Genomic DNA, 18,149 nt, shown 5'->3' with positions numbered 1-18,149 from the left:
CGCGTTATCTACTCAGACCGCCCCGGACGGGGCAAGCACGCCCTTGGGCCGGGGCTGCACCAGCAGCATTCCAGCCACGATCAGCGCCATGGCTGTCCAGATCCAGGGCGAATATGTCTCGTTCAGGATCAGCATCGCCCAGATCACGCCGAACCCGGTAACGAAATATCCGACCTGCACGGCGAAGACGGGCCCGGCCCGGCCGATGATCCAGACGTATCCGGTGTAGACCACGGCATGGATCAGCGACGAGCCGATCAGTGCCCATTCCGGCGCGCCCCACGGCCCGCGCGGATCGACCCATTCGCCCGTCATCAGCGACAGCGGCAGGGCCAGACCGGCGCCGAGGATCGAGGCCGCGCAGAGCAGTTCCAGCGGGTCGAGCCCCGCCGTGCCCCAGCGGGCGACCACGTTGCCCTCGCAGGCATAGAGGAACGGCGCGACGAGGCCGAGGGGCACCCAGACCGCCATCGCCGGGTCCGGCAAGCTCGCTTCCGGCACCACCAGCAGCAGAACGCCGGACAAGCCGAGCCCGAGCCCGGCCAGCCGCGTGAAAGAGAAGCGCTCCGCCCCCAGCATCAGCGCCATGGGAAAGGCCATCAGCGGCACCAGCGAGACCAGCACCGACAGCACGCCCGAGGGCAGGTGCGCGGCGGCGTGGTAGGAGGCCGTATTGGGCAGGATCGTTCCCAGAAGGGCGACCGCGAGGCAGATCGCGACCTGCGCCCCTCCGCGCGGCCATAACCGCCGGCCCGTGGCCAGGCAGATCGCCCCGAGGATCAGGATCGACAGGATCAGCTGCCAGAACACCATCCCGAGCGGCCCCAGGCCCCCCGTCACCGCAATCTTGCCGAGTGGCTGAGTCAGCCCCCAACCGGCCCCCATCACGGCCAGCGCCAGCGCCAGTCCAGCCCGTTCGCGCCCCTCGGACATCACGCTCGCGCTCAAGCAGGGCCCGCCTGCGCCAGCCGCCCGCCCTGGCGAACCATCTCGATCCGCGTGGCCTTGCCGGTGCGGTCGTCGGTCTCGACATAGAGCCCCGACAGCGTCGCCTCGCCCAGCGAGGGCGAAAACCGCGCCTTGGCCATGCCGGTCACGAAGCGGCGCATCGGCTCGGCCTTGTCCATGCCGATGACGCTGTCGTAATCGCCGCACATCCCGGCATCGGACAGATAAGCCGTTCCGCCCGGCAGGATCATCGCGTCGGCGGTCGGCACATGGGTGTGCGTGCCCACCACCATGCTCGCCCGCCCGTCGCACCAGTGGCCCATGGCCATCTTTTCCGACGTCGCCTCGCAATGCACGTCGACGAAGCTCGCCTGCACCAGCCCGCCCAGTGGATGCCGCTTCAGAACCGCTTCCATGTGGCTGAAGGGATCCTCGAAGGCGCGTTTCATGAAGACCTGTCCCAGCACCTGGGTCACCAGCACCTTGCGGCCCTGCGTCGCCTCGAACACGCCAAAGCCGCGGCCCGGCGCGCCCTTGGCGAAGTTCACGGGCCGGATGATCCGCGGCTCGGTCTCGATGAACTGCAGCATGTCCTTCTGGTCGAAAGCGTGATCGCCCAGCGTCACCACATCCGCCCCCGCCGCAAGGATGCCCTTGGCGTGATCGCCGGTCAAACCGGCCCCGTTCGACGCGTTCTCGCCGTTGACCACGACGAAATCCAGCCGCCAGTCCTGCCGCAGCCGGGGCAGATGATCCGCCACCGCCTGCCGCCCCGCGCGGCCCATGACATCGCCTAGAAAGAGTATACGCATTGGAACGTGCTATGCCCCGTCCGCCGTCGTGGCAAGCAAAACCCGATCCGGGCCCGCGCGAGGCTCAGAACACCCCCATGCTCAGCCCGGCGCCAAGCGCCTGTCCCAGCTCGCGGCACTTCTCCAAATCGCTCTCGGGAATGACCTTCTCGGCCAGGATCTTCTCGGGCGTCTGCGCATGGGTGCAGACGATCAGCGGTGGCTGCACCTCGCGCAGCCGCCAGCCGGTGGCGATCCGCGCGGTCTGGCGCGCCGCGTTCTCGCCATCCGACCCGGCACAGACCATCTGGGCATAGGGCCGCCCCTCGATCCGGCCCAGCACCGGGTAATAGCTGCGGTCGAAGAAATCCTTCATCACCCCCGCGATCGCGGCGAGGTTCTCGGGCGCGCAGAACAGATAGCCCTCGGCCTCCAGCAGGTCGTCCGGCCCGGCCTCGGCAGCCGTCCTGAGCACGACCTCGCATTCCCCGCGCGCGGCCTCGGCGGCGGCCTCGGCCATCTGGCGCGATCCGTTGGTCAGGGTGTGATAGACGATCAGCAGGCGGGCCATGCCCGGCATCCTAGCGCCCCGCCCCGGCGGGACCAGCCCAAAGCGGGCGGCGCGAAACGGAATTGACAATCCCATTCCCATCGGAAAACCTGCCGCCGTTCTCAGGGCGGGGCGAAATTCCCCACCGGCGGTATGCGGACCCTCTCCGCGAGCCCGCGAGCGCCCCGGCGGATGCCGGGGGTCAGCAGACCAGGTGCGAGGCCTGGGCCGACGGTCATAGTCCGGATGAAAGAGAACGTGCGGCCTCCCCCGTCCTCGCGGACAGGGTCGGCGCATGTGATCGCCTTGGGTGACGTGTCACTTATGAAAGGAGATCACAGATGACACACGCCCGTTACGCCTTCGTCAAAGCCGGCTGGCACGCAGAGATCGTGGACCAGGCCCTTGTCGGCTTCACCGAACTGATCCCCGCCGCGCAGGTCGATGTCTATGACGTGCCCGGCGCCTTCGAGATGCCGCTGATGGCCCGCGACCTCGCCCGCACCGGGCGCTACGCCGCCGTCGCCGCCGCCGCGCTGGTGGTGGACGGCGGCATCTACCGCCACGACTTCGTCGCGCAGGCGGTGGTGAACGGCCTGATGCAGGCGGGGATGGAGACCGGGGTGCCGGTCCTCTCGGTCTCGCTGACGCCCCATCATTTCCAGGAGACGCCGCATCACATGGCGATCTACCGCGACCATTTCGTGGTCAAGGGCCGCGAGGCCGCCCGCGCCGCGCTCGCCGTCACCGGACGCAGCCTGAGCGCGGTCGCCTGAGTGCCGGGTCCGGCGGCCGCGCCGTTTTGCGTGTCGCCGGACCTCAGCCCGCCGTGGTCGGGTCGATCACCGCCTTGACCTCGTGGATGCGGGTGGCGGGGAAACCGCTCAGCTCCGCGTGGCGGCGGATCGTAGCCTCGTCCTTGGCAAGGTAGACGCAGAAGGTCTGGTTGTCGGCGGTGTAGGAATGCTGCCACTGCACGTCCTTGCCGATCTCGGCCAGCGCCGCATTCGACGCCGCCGCCGCGCCGCACAGTTCATCCCCCGACATCGCGCCCACGCCGGGTATCTCGCGTTCGATCACATAGCGTTTCATGTCCTGTCTCCGCTCCGCGCCACGGGGAAAGTCCATCTTTCCCCCTCTGGACGCCCACTTTCAGCAGAACAGGAATTTTCCGACGCATCACGGCAGATTTTCTGGCAATGTGGAAAGGAAATCTTTCCGCAGGTGCCGGATGAAGATCGACCATCTCAACGCCCTCCGCGCTGTCGAGGCGGCGCAGCGGCTCGGCTCCATCCGCGCGGCGGCGGAGGAAATCGGCGTCACCACCGCCGCCATCGGACAGCGCATCCGGGGGCTGGAGATCTATGTCGGCAGGCCCCTCTTCGACCGCACCCCGGACGGCATCCGCCCGACCGAGGCGCTGCTCCGCGCCGCCGGGCCGCTGGCCGAAGGGATGCGCCTGCTCGCCGCCGCCCATGCCGAGATGACACGGCCCGAGGCGGACAACCGCGTGTCGGTCACGATGACCCAGAGCCTTGCCGAGAACTGGCTGTCGCGCGAACTGGGCAGTTTCTTTGCCCGGATGCCGGGCCTCGATCTGCGCGTCGACACCTCGGCGGCCCTCGCGCCGCTTGGTCCCGACGGCTTCGACTTCGCGGTCCGCCACGTGCGCGCGCCGGGCAAAGGCCAGGCCGCGCTGCGCCTGTTCGGCAGCGGGGTCGTGCCCGTCTGCACCCCCGATTTCGCGGAACGCTACGGCCTCGACCCGGCCCGTCCGGCGCTGGACGGCGTGCCGCTGTGCCATTTCGACACGCCGACCACCGATCCCGGCTGGGTCGACTGGCCGGAGTGGTGCGCGCATTTCGGGGTGGCGTTCGACCCTTCGGCGATCCCCCATTTCTCGCATTTCAGCAGCGGCCTCAGGGTCGCACGCGCCCGGCTGGGGCTGGTGCTGGGCGGGGTGATGGAATCGCTGCCGCTGCTCAAGTCCGGCGAACTGGTGATGCCCTTCGGCCGCGGGGCGGCGGTGCCCGGCGACTACGACTTCTGGCTGCTCTGGCCGGCCGAGCGGCGGCTCAGCCGCGCACAGAAGGCGTTCCGCGACTGGATCGAGGATCGAGCCGCAGCCGCGCGGCGCGACCTTGCCGCGATGTTCCCGGAGCTGGCCGTTCCGGCGGAACCGACCTGAAGTCCACCCGACCTCAGCCGTTCCGCAGGCTCTCCAGCATCTCGCGCGCCGCCGCCGCCGGCGCGGTCTCGCCCCGTGCCACGGCCTCGGCCAGAGCCGTCATCCGCTCCTTGGCGGCGGGCGCGTCGAGCTGCGACAGCAGGCCGTAACGCACCTCCTCGCGGAACCAGAACCGGGCCTGCGCCGCCCGTGTGCTGTCGAAGAACCCGGCCTCGCGACGCCAGTCCACCAGCGTCTGCATCGCCTCCCATGCCGCGCCGAGGCCGCTTTCCTCGACCGCCGAAACGGTCATCGCCTTGGGATAGCCATCCGGATCCTGCGGCCTTTTCCGCAGCAGTCGCAGCGCGCCGGAATAATCCGCGCAGGTCCGCGTCGCCGTCTCCTTCAGCGCGCCGTCGGCCTTGTTGACGAGGATCAGGTCCGCCATCTCCATGATCCCGCGCTTGACGCCCTGCAGCTCGTCCCCGCCCGCAGGCGCCAGCAGCAGGACGAAAAGGTCGGTCATCTCGGCCACCATCGTTTCGGACTGGCCGACGCCCACCGTCTCGACCAGCACCACGTCGAACCCCGCCGCCTCGCACAGCGCGACCGCCTCGCGGCTCCGCCGCGCCACGCCGCCAAGCTGGCTCTGGGATGGCGAGGGGCGGATGAAGGCATTGGGATCGCGGGACAGTTTCTCCATCCGGGTCTTGTCGCCAAGGATCGAACCGCCCGACCGGGCCGAGGACGGATCGACCGCCAGAACCGCCACCCGCTTGCCCTGCGCGGTCAGCATGGACCCGAAGCTTTCGATGAAGGTCGACTTGCCCACGCCGGGCGTGCCCGACAGCCCGATCCGCACCGCCTCGCGGCCCGAATTGCGCAGGCGTTCCATCATCTCGGCGGTCATCGCGCGGTGGTCCGCGCGCGAGCTTTCGACCAGCGTCACCGCCCGTGACAGCGCCCGCCGGTCGCCCGCGATCACCTTGTCCGCCAGTTCCGCCACATCCATCGCCACACCTCTTTGCCTGTCGCCGCCTGAATGCCCGCCCCGTCCCGCGGAGTCCAGTGGACGCGCCGCCCCCGCTGCCGCATAACCCGCCCATGCCCCTGCCCCGCCTGCCGATCCACGACGCCCTGCCCGACCTGATCGCCGCCCTGCGCGACACGGGCCGCGCCGTGCTGGAAGCGCCGCCGGGCGCGGGCAAGACCACGGTCGTGCCTCTGGCGATGCTGGAGGCCGGGCTGACCACCGGTCGCATCGTCATGCTGGAGCCCCGCCGCCTTGCCGCCCGCGCGGCCGCGGCGCGGATGGCGGATACGCTGGGGGAAAAACCCGGCGAAACAGTGGGCTACCGGGTGCGGGGCGAGGCAAAGGTTTCGTCGCGCACCCGGATCGAGGTGGTCACGGAGGGCATCCTGACCCGGATGATCCAGTCCGATCCCGGTCTCGAGGGGATCGGCGCGGTGATCTTCGACGAATTCCACGAACGCTCGCTGAACGCGGATTTCGGCCTCGCGCTGTGTCTGGAGATCGCGGGCGCGCTGCGCGACGACCTGATCCTCGTCGCGATGTCCGCCACGCTGGACGCAGCCCCCGTCGCCGCGCTGATGGAGGCGCCGCGCGTCACCTCCGAAGGCCGCATGTTCCCGGTCGACACCCGGTGGCTCGACCGCCCCCTCGCGCGGGCGGCTCGCATGGAACTGGCGCTCGCCGACCTGGTCATGCAGGCGGCGGCCGAGACCGAGGGCGGCATCCTCGTCTTCCTGCCCGGCGAGGGCGAGATCCGGCGGGTCGAGTCGCTGCTCAGGGACCGCCTGCCCCCCGGCCATCACATTCGCCCGCTCTTCGGCGCGATGGACCTCGCCGCGCAAAGGGCGGCGATCCGGCCCGAGACGGAGGGCCGCAAGGTGGTGCTCTCGACCTCCATCGCTGAAACCTCGCTGACGATCGAGGACATCCGCGTGGTGATCGACGCGGGTCTCGCCCGGCGGTCACGGTTCGATCCCGGCTCGGGCATGGCGCGGCTGGTGACGGAGCGGGTGACCCGCGCCGAGGCAGACCAGCGGCGCGGCCGCGCGGGGCGCGTGGCCGAAGGGGTCTGTTACAGGCTCTGGACCAAGGGCGAGGAAGGCGCGCTGGCCGCCTACCCGCCCGCCGGGATCGAGGTGGAGGACCTCGCCCCGCTTGCCCTCGACCTCGCCCTCTGGGGGGCCGAACCCGAAGCGATGCCCTTCCTGACCCAGCCCAACCCCGGCGTGATGGCCGAGGCGCGGGCGCTGCTGACGATGCTGGGCGCGCTGGACGGCGCGGGCCTGATCACGGCGCATGGCCGGCAGCTGGCCACGATGCCGCTGCATCCCCGGCTGGGGCACATGGTGCTGAAGGGCGGCAGGTCGGCCCCGCTCCTCGCCGCGCTGATGCAGGAGCGGGACATCCTGCCGCGCGGCGCGGCCTCGGACCTGACGTTGAGGATGGAAGCCGCGCGCGATCCCGCCCGGTTCGAACGGGCCAAGGGCTGGACCGTCCACCGCGGCGCGCTGGAGCGGGCGCGGGCCGAGGCGCGGCGGCTGGACCGGCTGGCGGGCGGCACCGAGGGGCCGGACAGCGTGCCGGAGCTGGCGGCGCTGGCCTATCCCGACCGTGTCGGCCTGCGCCGTCCGGGCGATGCGCCGCGCTACCTGCTGTCGGGCGGCAAGGGCGCGGTGATGGAGCCGGGCGATCCGCTGGCCGGATCGCGGCTGATCGTGGCGACCGACCTCGACGGCGACCCGCGCGAGGCGAAGGTGCGGCAGGCCGCCGCCCTGTCGGAAAGCGCGCTCAGGGGGCTGTTCGCGGAGCAGATCGGCTGGGCGGATGTCTGCGAGTGGTCCCGCCGCGAGCGCCGCGTCGTGGCGCGGCGGCAGGAACGCTTCGGCGCCATCGCGCTGGATGACCGGGTCTGGACGGACGCCCCGCAGGAGGCCGTCGCACGCGCGATGCTGGACGGCGTGCGCGAGCTTGGCCTGCCCGCGCAGGAGGCCGCCCGCCTGTTCCGCGCCCGCGTCGCGCTGGCGCGGGCGGCGGGGCACGACCTGCCCGACATGTCCGACGCGGCGCTGATGGCGGGGCTTGAGGACTGGCTGCTGCCGCATCTGGGCAAGGTGCGGACGGCGGACCAGTGGAAGGGCTTCGACCTGATGCCCGCCCTGCGCGGGATGCTGGACTGGGACGCGATGCAGCTGCTCGACCGGATCGCGCCGTCGCGGTTCACGACGCCCCTGGGCCGCGAGATCCCCATCGACTATTCCGGCGAGGCCCCGGCGATCGAACTGCGGCTGCAGGAGCTTTTCGGCCAGACCGCGCATCCGCAGGTCGCGGGCCAGCCGCTCCGCATCACGCTGCTGTCGCCGGCAGGCCGGCCGGTGCAGGTGACGATGGACCTGCCGGGCTTCTGGGCCTCGTCCTATGCCGACGTGCGCAAGGACATGCGCGGGCGCTATCCGAAACACCCCTGGCCCGAGGACCCGACCGAGGCCGACCCGACGCTGCGGGCCAAGCCGCGCAAGTGATCAGCGCAGCTCGCGGTCGCCGAGGCCGAGGCCCCGGCCGATGATCTCCTTCATGATCTCCGAGGTGCCCGCATAGATGCGCGCGATCCGGGCGTCGCGGAACATGTGGCTGATCTCGTATTCGTCCATGTAGCCCGCCCCGCCGTGGAACTGCAGCCCGGCATCCACGACCGCGCCCTGCAGTTCGGAACACAGCAGCTTGGCCCCCGCCGCATCCTCGGGCGTCAGCCGGTCGGCATTGGCCAGCATCACGCACTGGTCGAGATAGGCCTGCGCGGAATCGAGCCGCGTGCGCAGGTCGGCCATCACGAAGCGCGTGTTCTGGAACGCCCCCACGGGCCGCCCGAAGGCGCGCCGCTCCTTGATGAAGTCCAGCGTCACGTCGAAGGCGGCCTGTGCATGGCTGAGCGAGGAAATCGCGCTCATCGTCCGTTCGACGGCGAGGCATTCGGCCATGTAGGAAAAGCCCATGCCGGGATCGCCCAGCAGGTTCTCCCTGGGCAGCTTCACGTTGTCGAAGCGGATCTCGGCGGTGTCCTGAACCGGCAGGCCCATCTTCTTAAGGTGCCGCCCGCGGGAGAAGCCAGCCATGTCCGCCGTCACGATGAACAGGCCGATCTGGCCGCGCTTGTCGCCCGTCCTGGCGGCGACCACGAAGAGGTCGCCGATGATCCCGTTCGAGATGTAGGTCTTGGAACCGTTCAGCAGCCAGTGATCGCCCCGGTCCTCGGCCTTGGTGCGGATCGCGGCGAGGTCGGAGCCGGTGTCGGGCTCGGTCATCGCGATGGCCATGATCGTCTCGCCCGAGACCGCGCCGGGCAGGAAGCGCGCCTTCTGTTCGGGATTGGCGAAACGGTCGAGGTAGGGGCCGACCAGCATGGAATGGGCGTTGTGGAAGAAGCCGATGTCGGTCCAGCGGATGGTTTCCTCCTGCAGGACCTGATCGTAGCGGATGTCGCGGATGCCGGGGCCGCCGTAGTCCTCCCCGGCCCAGAGGCAGAGCCAGCCGTTCGCGCCGAACGCGGCGAAGTCCTCGCGGTCGACATGACCCTGTTCGCGCCACTTGGGCACCTTGGCCTGCATGTTGTCCTTGAGATAGCGGCGGACCTGGTCGCGGAACATCTCGTGTTCGGGGGCGAGGTGCGGGCGGGGGAACGGCATGTCAGGTGTCCTCGGAAAGTGCTGCGGTAGCCGGGCGGCCGCCGTCCCGCGGGGTGGCGACCAGAGGCTTGGGCGGGTGTGCTTGATCGTGCCACATGCCTCTTCGCTCCAAGGTCCGCGCCAGCGGCAGCCAACCGCCGCCCCGGGGGGCGGGACGGCGGTCGCCCGGCGCCTTCGGCTTGATTCCGGGCGGGTTGCGCACCACCTGCCGCGTCACGACAGCTCCGCCCGCAACACGTGTTTCAGCACCTTGCCCGCGGGCGACAGGGGCAGTTCCGTCACGACCGAGATCGACCGCGGCGCCTTGTAGCCTGCGATGCTCGCCTTGCAGTGGTCGCGCACGGCGTCCAGCGCGATCTGCGCCCCCGGTGCGGGGACGATCACCGCGTGGACCCGTTCGCCATAGACCTCGTCCGGGGCCGCCACCACGGCGCAGGCGGCGATGCCGGGCATGGTGGAGAGCGCATTCTCGACCTCGGCGGAGTAGACGTTCTCGCCCCCCGTGACGATCATGTCCTTCACCCGGTCGACCACGTGCAGATAACCCGCCGCGTCCATGAACCCGGCGTCGCCGGTGAAGAGCCAGCCGCCCGACAGCGCCTTCGCCGTCTCCTCGGGGCGGTTCCAGTAGCCCAGCATCTGCTGCGGCCCCTTCACCGCGATCTCGCCAACCGTTCCCACGGGCACCGGCTGACGGTCCTCGTCCACGATCCGCACTGTCGCCGTCGGCAGCGGCCGCCCGGCCGAGGTCAGGCGGCTTTCGGCGCCGGGGCCGAAGTGATCGTCCGGCGGCAGGCAGGTGACGACTGGGGCGAACTCGGTCTGGCCGTAGACCTGCATGAACCCCGCCGTCGGGATCGCCTTCATCGCACGGGCCAAGAGCGCCGTGTCGATGGGGGCCGCGCCGTAGCGGATCGACACCAGAGAGGACAGGTCGCGCCGGGCCATGTCGGGATGGTCCAGCAGCCAGCGCAGCATGGTGGGGACGACGAAGATGTCGCCGATCCGTTCGGCCTCGATCAGCCGCAGCGCCTCGCCGGGATCGAAGGCGGGCATGATGACTTGCGGCGCGCGGCGGAAGGCGAACTGGAAGATCACCCCCACCCCGCCGATGTGGAAGAACGGCGCGACATGCAGCCCCGGCGCGTCGCCGCCATTGGGCGCGGCGGCGGTCAGCGACAGCGCGCAGGTGGCGATGGCCGCATGCGACAGCATCACCCCCTTGGGCCGCCCGGTCGTCCCGCCGGTGTAGAGCAGCGCGGCCATGTCGTCGCCCGACCGGCCCGCGTCCGCGACCGGGTCATGCGCCGCGATCAGCGCCTCCCAGCCTTCCATGCCTTCAGGCGCGGCCCCGTCACCCGCATGGATCACATGCGTCAGGTTCGGCGCGAGGCCGCGCAGCTCCGCCACCATGGGGGCGAAGGCATCGTCCACGATCAGCACACGGGTGTCGCTGTCCGTGAACGAAAACGCCATCTCCTGCGCGGACCAGCGGGCGTTGACCGGGTTGATCACGCCGCCCGCCCAGAGGGTGGCGAAGACGTATTCGACGAAGCGGTCGGAATTGGCCGCCAGCATCGCCACCCGGTCGCCCGGCCCGACACCCCGCCCCTCCAGCGCGCCCGCCAGCCGGGCGATCCGGTCGACCGCCTGCGCGTTGGTCCGCCGCCGGTCGCCGAAGACGGTGAACAGCCCCTCGGGCCGCTCGTCCCGCGCCTTTTCCAGCGGCTGTGTCAGGCTGAGCCCGGCCATCAGTTCCGCTGCCGGTCGTCGAGGCCCAGACCGCGCCCGATGATCTCGCGCATGATCTCCGACGTGCCCGCGTAGATTCGGCTGATCCGGGCATCGCGGTAAAGGCGGCTGATCTCGTATTCGTCCATGTAGCCCGCGCCGCCGTGCAGCTGCAGGCATTCATCCACCACCCGGCCCTCGACCTCGGAAGTGTAGAGCTTGGCCTCGGCGGCCATCTCGGCGCTCAGGCGGCCCGCCATGTGTTCGCGCACGCAGTGGTCGGTCAGCGCCCATGCGGCATCCAGCTCGGTCCGCATCGACGCCATCTTGAAGCGCGAGTTCTGGAACGTGCCGATCGCCCGGCCGAAGGCGCGGCGCTCCATGATGAAGTCCATCGTGATGTTGAAGGCGTGTTCGGCCCGCGCGACGAAGCCGACGGCGCCGATCAGGCGTTCCTCGGCGAGGTTCATCATCATCGTCTTGAAGCCGCCCCTGGGGTTGCCCAGCACGTTGGCCTTGGGAACCTTCACGTCCTGAAAGAACAGCTCGGCCGTGTCCTGGCTTTCCAGCCCGACCTTCTTGAGGTTGCGGCCACGCTCGAACCCCGGCGTGCCGTTCTCGACCCAGAACAGCCCGACCTCGTGGCTGGCGTCGGGATTGGTCTTGGCGGCGACCAGCACGAGATCGGTCAGGAAGCCGTTCGAAATGTAGGTCTTGGAGCCGTTGAGGACCCAGTGATCCTCGTGCTCGACCGCGCGGGTGCGGATGCCCGCAAGGTCCGACCCCGTTCCCGGTTCGGTCATCGCGATGGCGAGGATCGTGTCGCCCGAGACGACGCCCGGCATGTATTTCTCGCGCTGTTCGTCGCTGGCGAAATTCTGCAGGTAGGGGCCGACGATCCGGTTGTGCAGCCCGAGGAACAGGCCCGGTTCACGCGGCCCGATCTCTTCGCACAGGATCATGTCGTAGCGGAAATCCTTCAGCCCCAGCCCGCCATACTGTTCGTCGGCATACATGCAGAGAAAGCCCTGCGCGCCCGCGCTTTTCCAGACGTCGCGGCTGACGCAGCCCGCCTCGCGCCACGCCTCGTTGTGGGGAAACACCTCCGCCTCGGCCCAGGCCCGGACGGATTTCCGGAAAATCTCGTGTTCTTCGTCATAGATCGTTCGGTTCAGCATCGGGGCCTCCGGCTGATGAGGGTGGAAAAACTGTTCGGAAACTTGGGGTTGGCAGGGCGGCACGGGGCCGCCCCGCCGGATCGGTCACTCGATGGTCTGCACCAGCTTCCACGAGCCGTTTTCGATCTTGTTGACGAAGATCTCGTCGGCGGCCTCGTGATCCTCGGCGCTGAAGTCGACGTGGTTGCCCGCGATCTTGTCCTCGTAGTCCAGCGTCTCCATCGCCTTGATGAAGCTCTCGCGGGTCAGGTCGGGACCGGCCGCTTCGAGTGCTGCGACCATGATGCCCGCGCCCGCGCGGCCAAGCAGTGCGCCGGTGCCGGGATAGGCTTCGCCGGTCGCGGCCTTGTAGGCCTCGACCCATGCGGCCACCTCGGGATCGCCCAGACGGGCCTCCAGATCCTGCCAGCCGGCGGCGGAATAGACGCCGTCCATCACGCCCTGCTGGGCCAGGCCCTTGGCGACGACGGTGTGGAAACCGGCGCTCGACAGCATGAACTTCAGATCGTCCATGCCCAGCTTGCGCGCGGTGGCGATGGCGTTGATCATCTGGCTGATGCCAAGCGCCATGCCCACGGTGTCACAACCGGATTCCCTGACCTTGCCGAGCGCGCCGGTGAAGTCCGCCTCGTCCGGCTTGTGCCCGATCTCGGCGCCCAGCTCGATGCTGCCGCCATCTGCCAACTCGTGAACCGCGGCCTCGATCTCCTTGCCGAAGTCGGTCGGCAGGATCATCAGGCAGACCTTCTTGGTGCCCTCGTTCTCCTGCATGTAGGCGATCGCCGCCTTGACCGCGTCGTAGTAGGACGCGGTGCCCGCGAATTTCCACGGTGCGGGCGGGTCGATCATCTGCCGCGCGGCGGTGATCGGCGACACGTTCGGGATGCCCTGCGGCTCCATCATCTGGAACATCGCGAGGTTGTGCGGCGTGCCGAGGTTCAGCAGCATCGCGAAGACCTGGTCGCGGTTGATCAGCTTGTTCGCGGCCTGCGCGGCGCGCGGCACCTGATAGCCGTGATCCTCGACGATATAGGTGATCTTGCGACCATGCACGCCGCCCTTGGCGTTCACCTCGTCGAAGTACTGCTTGGCCGCGGCGACAGCCGGGACCGAGAACGGGGCAAAGATGCCGGACAGGTCATGCGCGCCGCCCAGCTTGATCTCGGTGTCCGTGACACCCGGTGTCTGCGCCAGCAGCGGCGACGCGGCCAGCGTCGCGGCGGCGGCCAGTGATTTCAGGTATTTCATTCGGTCCTCCCTTATGTGACCTCGTTCGGGTCAGTACATCTCGTCGATCAGCGCCGCGTGGCGCTGGTTCACGAAATTCCGTTTCAGCTTCATGGTCGGCGTCAGCTCCTCGTCCTCGGCCGTCAGCAGGATGTCGATCAGGCGGAAATCCTTGATCTGCTCGACCTGCGCGAAGGCCTTGTTCGTCTCGGCCACGACGCCGCCGATCAGCTCCCGCACCTCGGGCGCGCGGGTGAGCGAGGCGAAGTCCGAGAACGGGATCTGCCGGTCCTGCGCGAATTTCTCGACGTTCTCCTGGTCGATCATCACGAGGCAGGTCAGGTATTTCCGCCGGTCCCCGATCACCACCGCGTCGCTGACGTAGGGGCTGAACTTGAGCTTCGACTCGATCTCGGCGGGCGTGATGTTCTTGCCTCCCGCCGTGATGATGATGTCCTTGAGCCGCCCGGTGATCGTCAGCGATCCGTCGTTGCCGATCCGTCCGACGTCGCCGGTGCGCAGCCAGCCGTCCTCGGTCATCGTCTCTGCGGTCTTTTCCGGCTTGTTCCAGTAGCCGCCAAAGACGCAGGGGCCGCCGACCAGCAGTTCGCCGTTGTCGTCGATCTTCAGTTTGACACCGGGCAGCGCCGGGCCGACCGTGCCGATGCGGTTGTCGCGGACGGTGTTGATCGTCGCCACGCCCGAGGTTTCGGTCATGCCGTAGCCCTCGATCAGCGGCACGCCGAGCGCGGCGAACCACTGGATCAGGTCGGGCGAGATCGGGGCGGCGCCCGACGTCACCCGCCGCGCGTTGGCAAAGCCCAGCATCCGGCGCAGGTTTGACAGGACGGCGAAATCCGCGACCGCGTGGGCCAGCTTGAGGCCGAAGCCGGGGTTCTCAGCGCGCGCGTAGCGGTCGCCGGTGGCCAGCGCCCAGTCAAAGGCCCTTGCCCCGATGAACCCGGCCTCGGACCGCAGGATCATCACGCGGGAATAGACCTTTTCCCAGATCCGCGGCACGCCGGAGAAGCTGTCGGGACTGACCTCCTGCAGGTTGTCGAAGACCGTCTCCGGGCTCTCGGCAAAGTTCACGATGCAGCCGTTGGCGATCGGCGCCTCGACCGAGACCAGCCGTTCCAGCACGTGGCACAGCGGCAGGAAGCACAGCAGGTTGTCGGTCTCGTAGAACTCGAGGCACTGCTGCCCCGAGGCCAGCTGGAAGATCATGTTCCGGTGCGTGATCATCGCGCCCTTGGGCGGCCCGGTCGTCCCGGAGGTATAGATCAGCATCCGCGGATCCTCGGGGCGGATCGTCTGCATCGCCGCCTCGAACAGCCCCGGCTCGCGCCGTTCCTCGGCCTCGCCCAATGAATAGACCTGGTCGAGGAAAACCACCTGCGGGTCCGAGAAATCGGCCAGCCCTTCGCGGTCCATGACGACGACCGTCTCGACACCCGGCATGTCGGCACGGGCGGCGAGGTATTTGTCCAGCTGTTCGTCGTTTTCCACGAACAGAACCCGCGCGCCGCTGTCGTTCGCCAGATAGGCCAGCTGCGACGCGCTGTCGGTGGTGTAGACGCCCGCCGGGATCGCGCCGATGGCGGCGGCGGCAAGGTCGACATACAGCCACTCGCGCCGGTCCTCGGCGAGGATCAGCACCGGCTCGCCCTTGCGGACGCCCAGTTTCATCAGCGCCCGCCCGATCTTGCGGGCGCTGTCGTAATAGTCGCGCCAGGAATAGGCCTGCCAGATCCCGAGCTCCTTTTCGCGGTGCGCGACCCGGTCGCCGTATTTCGCGCAACGGTCGGCCCAGAGCGAGGTGATCGTCTCATGCCCGTCGAAGCTGAGAAGGTCGGCGGGGTTCACGCGGCTCATCTCCATGTCTTGCGCCTCTTCCAGCGTTTCTGGTCGCGCTGCGTCTCGCCCGAGCGTCCGAGGTAGAATTCCTGGATGTCGTCCGAGGCGCGCAGCTTTTCGGTCGGGCCCGCCATGACGATCCGCCCCATTTCCAGCACGTAGCCCTTGTGGGCCGTCGCCAGCGCGATATGCGCGTTCTGCTCGACCAGCAGCATGGTGACGCCCTGTTCGGCGTTCAGCCTTGCGATGATGGCAAAGATTTCCTGCGTCAGCAGCGGCGACAGGCCGAGGCTGGGTTCGTCCAGCATCATCAGCTTGGGCCGCGCCATCAGGCCGCGCCCGATGGCCAGCATCTGCTGCTGCCCGCCGGACAGGAAACCCGCCGCCTGCTTGCGGCGCTCCTTGAGGATCGGGAAGTAGGAATAGACCAGTTCCAGATCCTCGGCCGTGCTGTCGCTGCGGGTGAAGGCGCCGAGCTTCAGGTTCTCCTCGATGGTGAGGTAGGGAAAGACCTCGCGCCCCTCGGGGACGAGGGCGATGCCCTTGCGGACGACGCGGTCGGGGTCGAGCCCGGCGATCGGGTCGCCCATGAAGCTGATGGTGCCCTTCTCGGGATCCATCAGGCCGGCGATGGTCTTCATCAGGGTCGTCTTGCCGGCCCCGTTCGCGCCAAGGATGGTGACGATCTCGCCCTCGTCCACGTCGATGGAGACGCCCCGCAGGGCCATGATCGCGCCATAGAAGGTTTCGAGGTTGCGGACGGAGAGGACGGTCATCGCTGGGCCTCCGTTCCGGTACGGTCAAACGCGAATGCTCTCCGTTCGCTCCATGGCGCGGGCGACCAGCCCGCGCCGCGCCCTCCCCTCCCCCCGGGAGGGCGCATTGGCGATGTCACTCGCCGCTCGGCCGTAGCCCTGGGCTTTTGAGATAAAGCGCCGACCAAGGCCGTTCCGAAGCGCCCACCCAAGGGAAGGGCGCGACGATTATCGCCTACCACGATCGGCGTCGCAGCTGCCGCCCGGTCCGGCGATACGCGCTCTTGCGACGATGCCCCGGCCACCAACCATCCAAAGCGCGCAACCAACGGACGTGGCCTCCGCTCATCGCTCCTCACGACCCGCATCATGCCGCCGCCCCCGTCCCGAGGTAGGCCGCCATCACGTCCGGATGCGCCTGCACCTCCGCAGGCGAACCGAGCGCCAGCGGCTGACCGTTCGCCACCGCCAGCACCCGGTCGGAGACCTGGTTCACGAGGCTCATGTCATGCTCCACCATCAGCACCGTCAGACCCATGTCGCGGCGCATGTCCTCGATCCAGAAAGCGACGTCCCGCGTCTCCTCGACCGAGAGGCCCGAGGCCGGTTCGTCCAGCAGGATCAGCCGCGGCCCGATGGCCAGCGCGCGGCCGATCTCGACCACCTTGCGGACCCCGTAGGGCAGACCTGCGATCATCTTCTTGCGGTAGGCTTCAAGCTCGAGGAACTCGATCACCTGCTCGACCCGGCGGCGATGCTCGCGCTCCTCGCGCCGGACCTTGGGCAGGAACAGGATGTCCTGCACAAAGTTCGTCGCCCGGTGCGTGTGCCGCCCCATCAGCAGGTTGTCGAGCACGGTCGAATGATCGAACAGCTCGATGTTCTGGAACGTGCGCGCGATCCCCAGACCGGCGATGTCATGCGCCTTGAGCCCGGTGATGTCCTGCCCGTCGAACCGGATCGTCCCCCGCGTCGGGTTGTAGACCCGGCTGATCAGGTTGAAGATCGTCGACTTGCCCGCCCCGTTCGGGCCGATGATGGCAAAGACCTCGCCCGGCGCGACGTCGAACGACACCCCGTCCACCGCCTTCACCCCGCCGAAGTGGATGGCGAGATCCTGAACTTCCAGAAGGCTCATCGCATCCGCTCCGTCTTGAGGTAGGACTTCTGGCGGCGGAACATGTCCTTGCGCGCCAGCGGGAAGATCTCGAACCACGTCCGGATCTTCAGCCAGCGGCCGTAGAGGCCGGTCGGCTCATAGATGATGAAGCCGATCAGGATCAGCGAGAAGATCATCGTGTCGAGGCCGGGAATGCCCGACAGGTCGATCCCAACCGATACGAGGTTGTCGCGCATGATCGAGATCAGCTGCGGCACCGCCGTGATCAGGATCGCCCCGAGGAACGCACCCTGGATGAAGCCGAGACCGCCGATCGTCACCACCAGCAGCAGGTTGATCGAGATGAAGATCGAGAACAGCTCGTAGTTGAAGAACCCGATGTAGTGCCCCATCAGCGCCCCGGCGAGGCCGGTGACACCGGACGACAGGCCGAACGCCAGCGCCCGCGTCCGCGTCACGTTGATGCCCAGCGCGCGGGCCGACACCTCGCTGTCGCGCACGGCAAGGAATGACCGGCCCGTCGGGCTGCGCATCAGGTTCGCGTAGCCCCACGTCACCAGCGCCACGATGGCCAGGCACAGCCAGTAGAAGTGATCGAGCGCCCCGTAGCGGTCGAAGCTGATCCCGAGGATCGTGATCGACGGCGCCATGATGCCCCCCACCCCGCCGGTGATCGGCTCCAGCAGGATCACCAGTTCCTCGACGATGGCAAAGACGGCCAGCGTCGCGATGGCGAGGTATATGCCCGACATCCGCACCGCCGGCACCGCGATCAGCGCCCCGAAAAGGCCGGTGATCAGCCCCGCGACCGGAAAGCTGATGACGAAGGGCAGGCCCGCGTTCATCAGCGCCGAGTCCGCATAGGCGCCGATGGCAAGGAAGGCGGCATGGCCAAGGCTGACCTGCCCGGTATGGCCCACCGCCACCATCAGTCCCATGCCCGCCAGCGCCCAGATCAGGGTGTTGGCGGCCTCGGCGAGGTAGTAGTCGCCGACGAGGAACGGCAGCGCGATCATGATCGCGGCCAGCAGGGCGATCTTGCCCCGGCTCTGCCCGTGTTCGTGCAGGTCGATGTCGCGGTTGTAGCTGGTCTTGAAGACGACTCTCATGGC

At 68.7% G+C, this 18,149-nt stretch carries 16 protein-coding genes and 1 riboswitch; of the genes, 3 read left to right on the top strand and 13 right to left on the bottom strand.

The annotated features are described in order from the left end of the window. Positions 1 to 12 precede the first annotated feature (12 nt). The 3 genes from ATO6_RS08910 to ATO6_RS08900 form a co-directional block, all read right to left on the bottom strand. The gene (locus ATO6_RS08910) at positions 13 to 948 is read right to left on the bottom strand and encodes a DMT family transporter (RefSeq protein ID WP_254919099.1); all 936 of its coding nucleotides are present in this window, start codon (positions 946 to 948) and stop codon (positions 13 to 15) included. Then, positions 945 to 1,760, bottom strand: a complete 816-nt coding sequence (locus ATO6_RS08905) for a TIGR00282 family metallophosphoesterase (RefSeq protein ID WP_088623639.1) — start codon at positions 1,758 to 1,760, stop codon at positions 945 to 947. The genes ATO6_RS08910 and ATO6_RS08905 overlap by 4 nt, the downstream gene beginning before the upstream one ends. A gap of 64 nt (positions 1,761 to 1,824) precedes the next feature. Continuing rightward, on the bottom strand, positions 1,825 to 2,310 hold the full coding sequence (locus ATO6_RS08900; RefSeq protein ID WP_088623638.1) for a flavodoxin family protein: 486 nt from the start codon (positions 2,308 to 2,310) through the stop codon (positions 1,825 to 1,827). Between the two features lie 93 nt (positions 2,311 to 2,403). Then, a riboswitch (FMN riboswitch) is annotated at positions 2,404 to 2,551 on the top strand. Positions 2,552 to 2,630: 79 nt separating this feature from the next. Between ATO6_RS08900 and ATO6_RS08895 the strand changes: the two genes are divergently transcribed. Beyond that, positions 2,631 to 3,065, top strand: coding sequence for a 6,7-dimethyl-8-ribityllumazine synthase (locus tag ATO6_RS08895; protein ID WP_088623637.1), 435 nt, complete (start codon positions 2,631 to 2,633; stop codon positions 3,063 to 3,065). 43 nt (positions 3,066 to 3,108) lie between these two features. Here the strand turns inward: ATO6_RS08895 and ATO6_RS08890 are convergent, their stop codons facing one another. After that, complete coding sequence (locus ATO6_RS08890; protein WP_088623636.1) at positions 3,109 to 3,381, bottom strand: DUF4242 domain-containing protein; 273 nt, start codon at positions 3,379 to 3,381, stop codon at positions 3,109 to 3,111. Between the two features lie 139 nt (positions 3,382 to 3,520). Between ATO6_RS08890 and ATO6_RS08885 the strand changes: the two genes are divergently transcribed. Continuing rightward, positions 3,521 to 4,477, top strand: a complete 957-nt coding sequence (locus tag ATO6_RS08885) for a LysR substrate-binding domain-containing protein (protein ID WP_176440872.1) — start codon at positions 3,521 to 3,523, stop codon at positions 4,475 to 4,477. Between the two features lie 13 nt (positions 4,478 to 4,490). Here ATO6_RS08885 and meaB read toward each other — a convergent pair whose 3' ends face one another. Beyond that, a complete protein-coding gene (meaB, locus tag ATO6_RS08880; protein ID WP_088623634.1) occupies positions 4,491 to 5,468 on the bottom strand; it encodes a methylmalonyl Co-A mutase-associated GTPase MeaB in 978 nt (325 codons plus the stop codon). A 98-nt stretch (positions 5,469 to 5,566) separates the two neighbouring features. Here meaB and hrpB point away from each other — a divergent pair, with 98 nt between their 5' ends. After that, positions 5,567 to 8,008, top strand: coding sequence for an ATP-dependent helicase HrpB (hrpB, locus tag ATO6_RS08875; protein ID WP_254919111.1), 2,442 nt, complete (start codon positions 5,567 to 5,569; stop codon positions 8,006 to 8,008). Here the strand turns inward: hrpB and ATO6_RS08870 are convergent, their stop codons facing one another. The 8 genes from ATO6_RS08870 to ATO6_RS08835 form a co-directional block, all read right to left on the bottom strand. Continuing rightward, complete coding sequence (locus ATO6_RS08870; RefSeq protein WP_088623632.1) at positions 8,009 to 9,169, bottom strand: acyl-CoA dehydrogenase family protein; 1,161 nt, start codon at positions 9,167 to 9,169, stop codon at positions 8,009 to 8,011. A 213-nt stretch (positions 9,170 to 9,382) separates the two neighbouring features. Then, positions 9,383 to 10,921, bottom strand: coding sequence for an AMP-binding protein (locus tag ATO6_RS08865; protein ID WP_088623631.1), 1,539 nt, complete (start codon positions 10,919 to 10,921; stop codon positions 9,383 to 9,385). Beyond that, a complete protein-coding gene (locus ATO6_RS08860) occupies positions 10,921 to 12,078 on the bottom strand; it encodes an acyl-CoA dehydrogenase family protein (protein ID WP_088623630.1) in 1,158 nt (385 codons plus the stop codon). Before ATO6_RS08860 ends, ATO6_RS08865 begins: the two co-directional genes overlap by 1 nt. An 84-nt stretch (positions 12,079 to 12,162) precedes the next feature. After that, positions 12,163 to 13,326 (bottom strand): ABC transporter substrate-binding protein, encoded by a 1,164-nt coding sequence (locus tag ATO6_RS08855; protein ID WP_088623629.1) that lies wholly within the window; start codon positions 13,324 to 13,326, stop codon positions 12,163 to 12,165. A 30-nt stretch (positions 13,327 to 13,356) separates the two neighbouring features. Continuing rightward, positions 13,357 to 15,186, bottom strand: coding sequence for a long-chain fatty acid--CoA ligase (locus ATO6_RS08850; protein WP_088623628.1), 1,830 nt, complete (start codon positions 15,184 to 15,186; stop codon positions 13,357 to 13,359). Further along, positions 15,177 to 15,938 carry an ABC transporter ATP-binding protein gene (locus ATO6_RS08845; RefSeq protein WP_088623627.1) on the bottom strand — a complete coding sequence of 254 codons (762 nt, stop codon included), beginning with the start codon at positions 15,936 to 15,938 and terminating at the stop codon, positions 15,177 to 15,179. The genes ATO6_RS08850 and ATO6_RS08845 overlap by 10 nt, the downstream gene beginning before the upstream one ends. A 346-nt stretch (positions 15,939 to 16,284) precedes the next feature. Next, positions 16,285 to 17,055 carry an ABC transporter ATP-binding protein gene (locus ATO6_RS08840; protein WP_088623626.1) on the bottom strand — a complete coding sequence of 257 codons (771 nt, stop codon included), beginning with the start codon at positions 17,053 to 17,055 and terminating at the stop codon, positions 16,285 to 16,287. Beyond that, positions 17,052 to 18,146 (bottom strand): branched-chain amino acid ABC transporter permease, encoded by a 1,095-nt coding sequence (locus tag ATO6_RS08835; RefSeq protein WP_088623625.1) that lies wholly within the window; start codon positions 18,144 to 18,146, stop codon positions 17,052 to 17,054. The genes ATO6_RS08840 and ATO6_RS08835 overlap by 4 nt, the downstream gene beginning before the upstream one ends. Between the last annotated feature and the right edge of the window lie 3 nt (positions 18,147 to 18,149).

The organism is Oceanicola sp. 22II-s10i, from assembly GCF_002210105.1.
GTDB lineage: Bacteria > Pseudomonadota > Alphaproteobacteria > Rhodobacterales > Rhodobacteraceae > Pseudooceanicola.
Note: the sequence above shows the minus strand (reverse complement) of the source record. Positions and strands in the feature narration are given on the sequence as shown.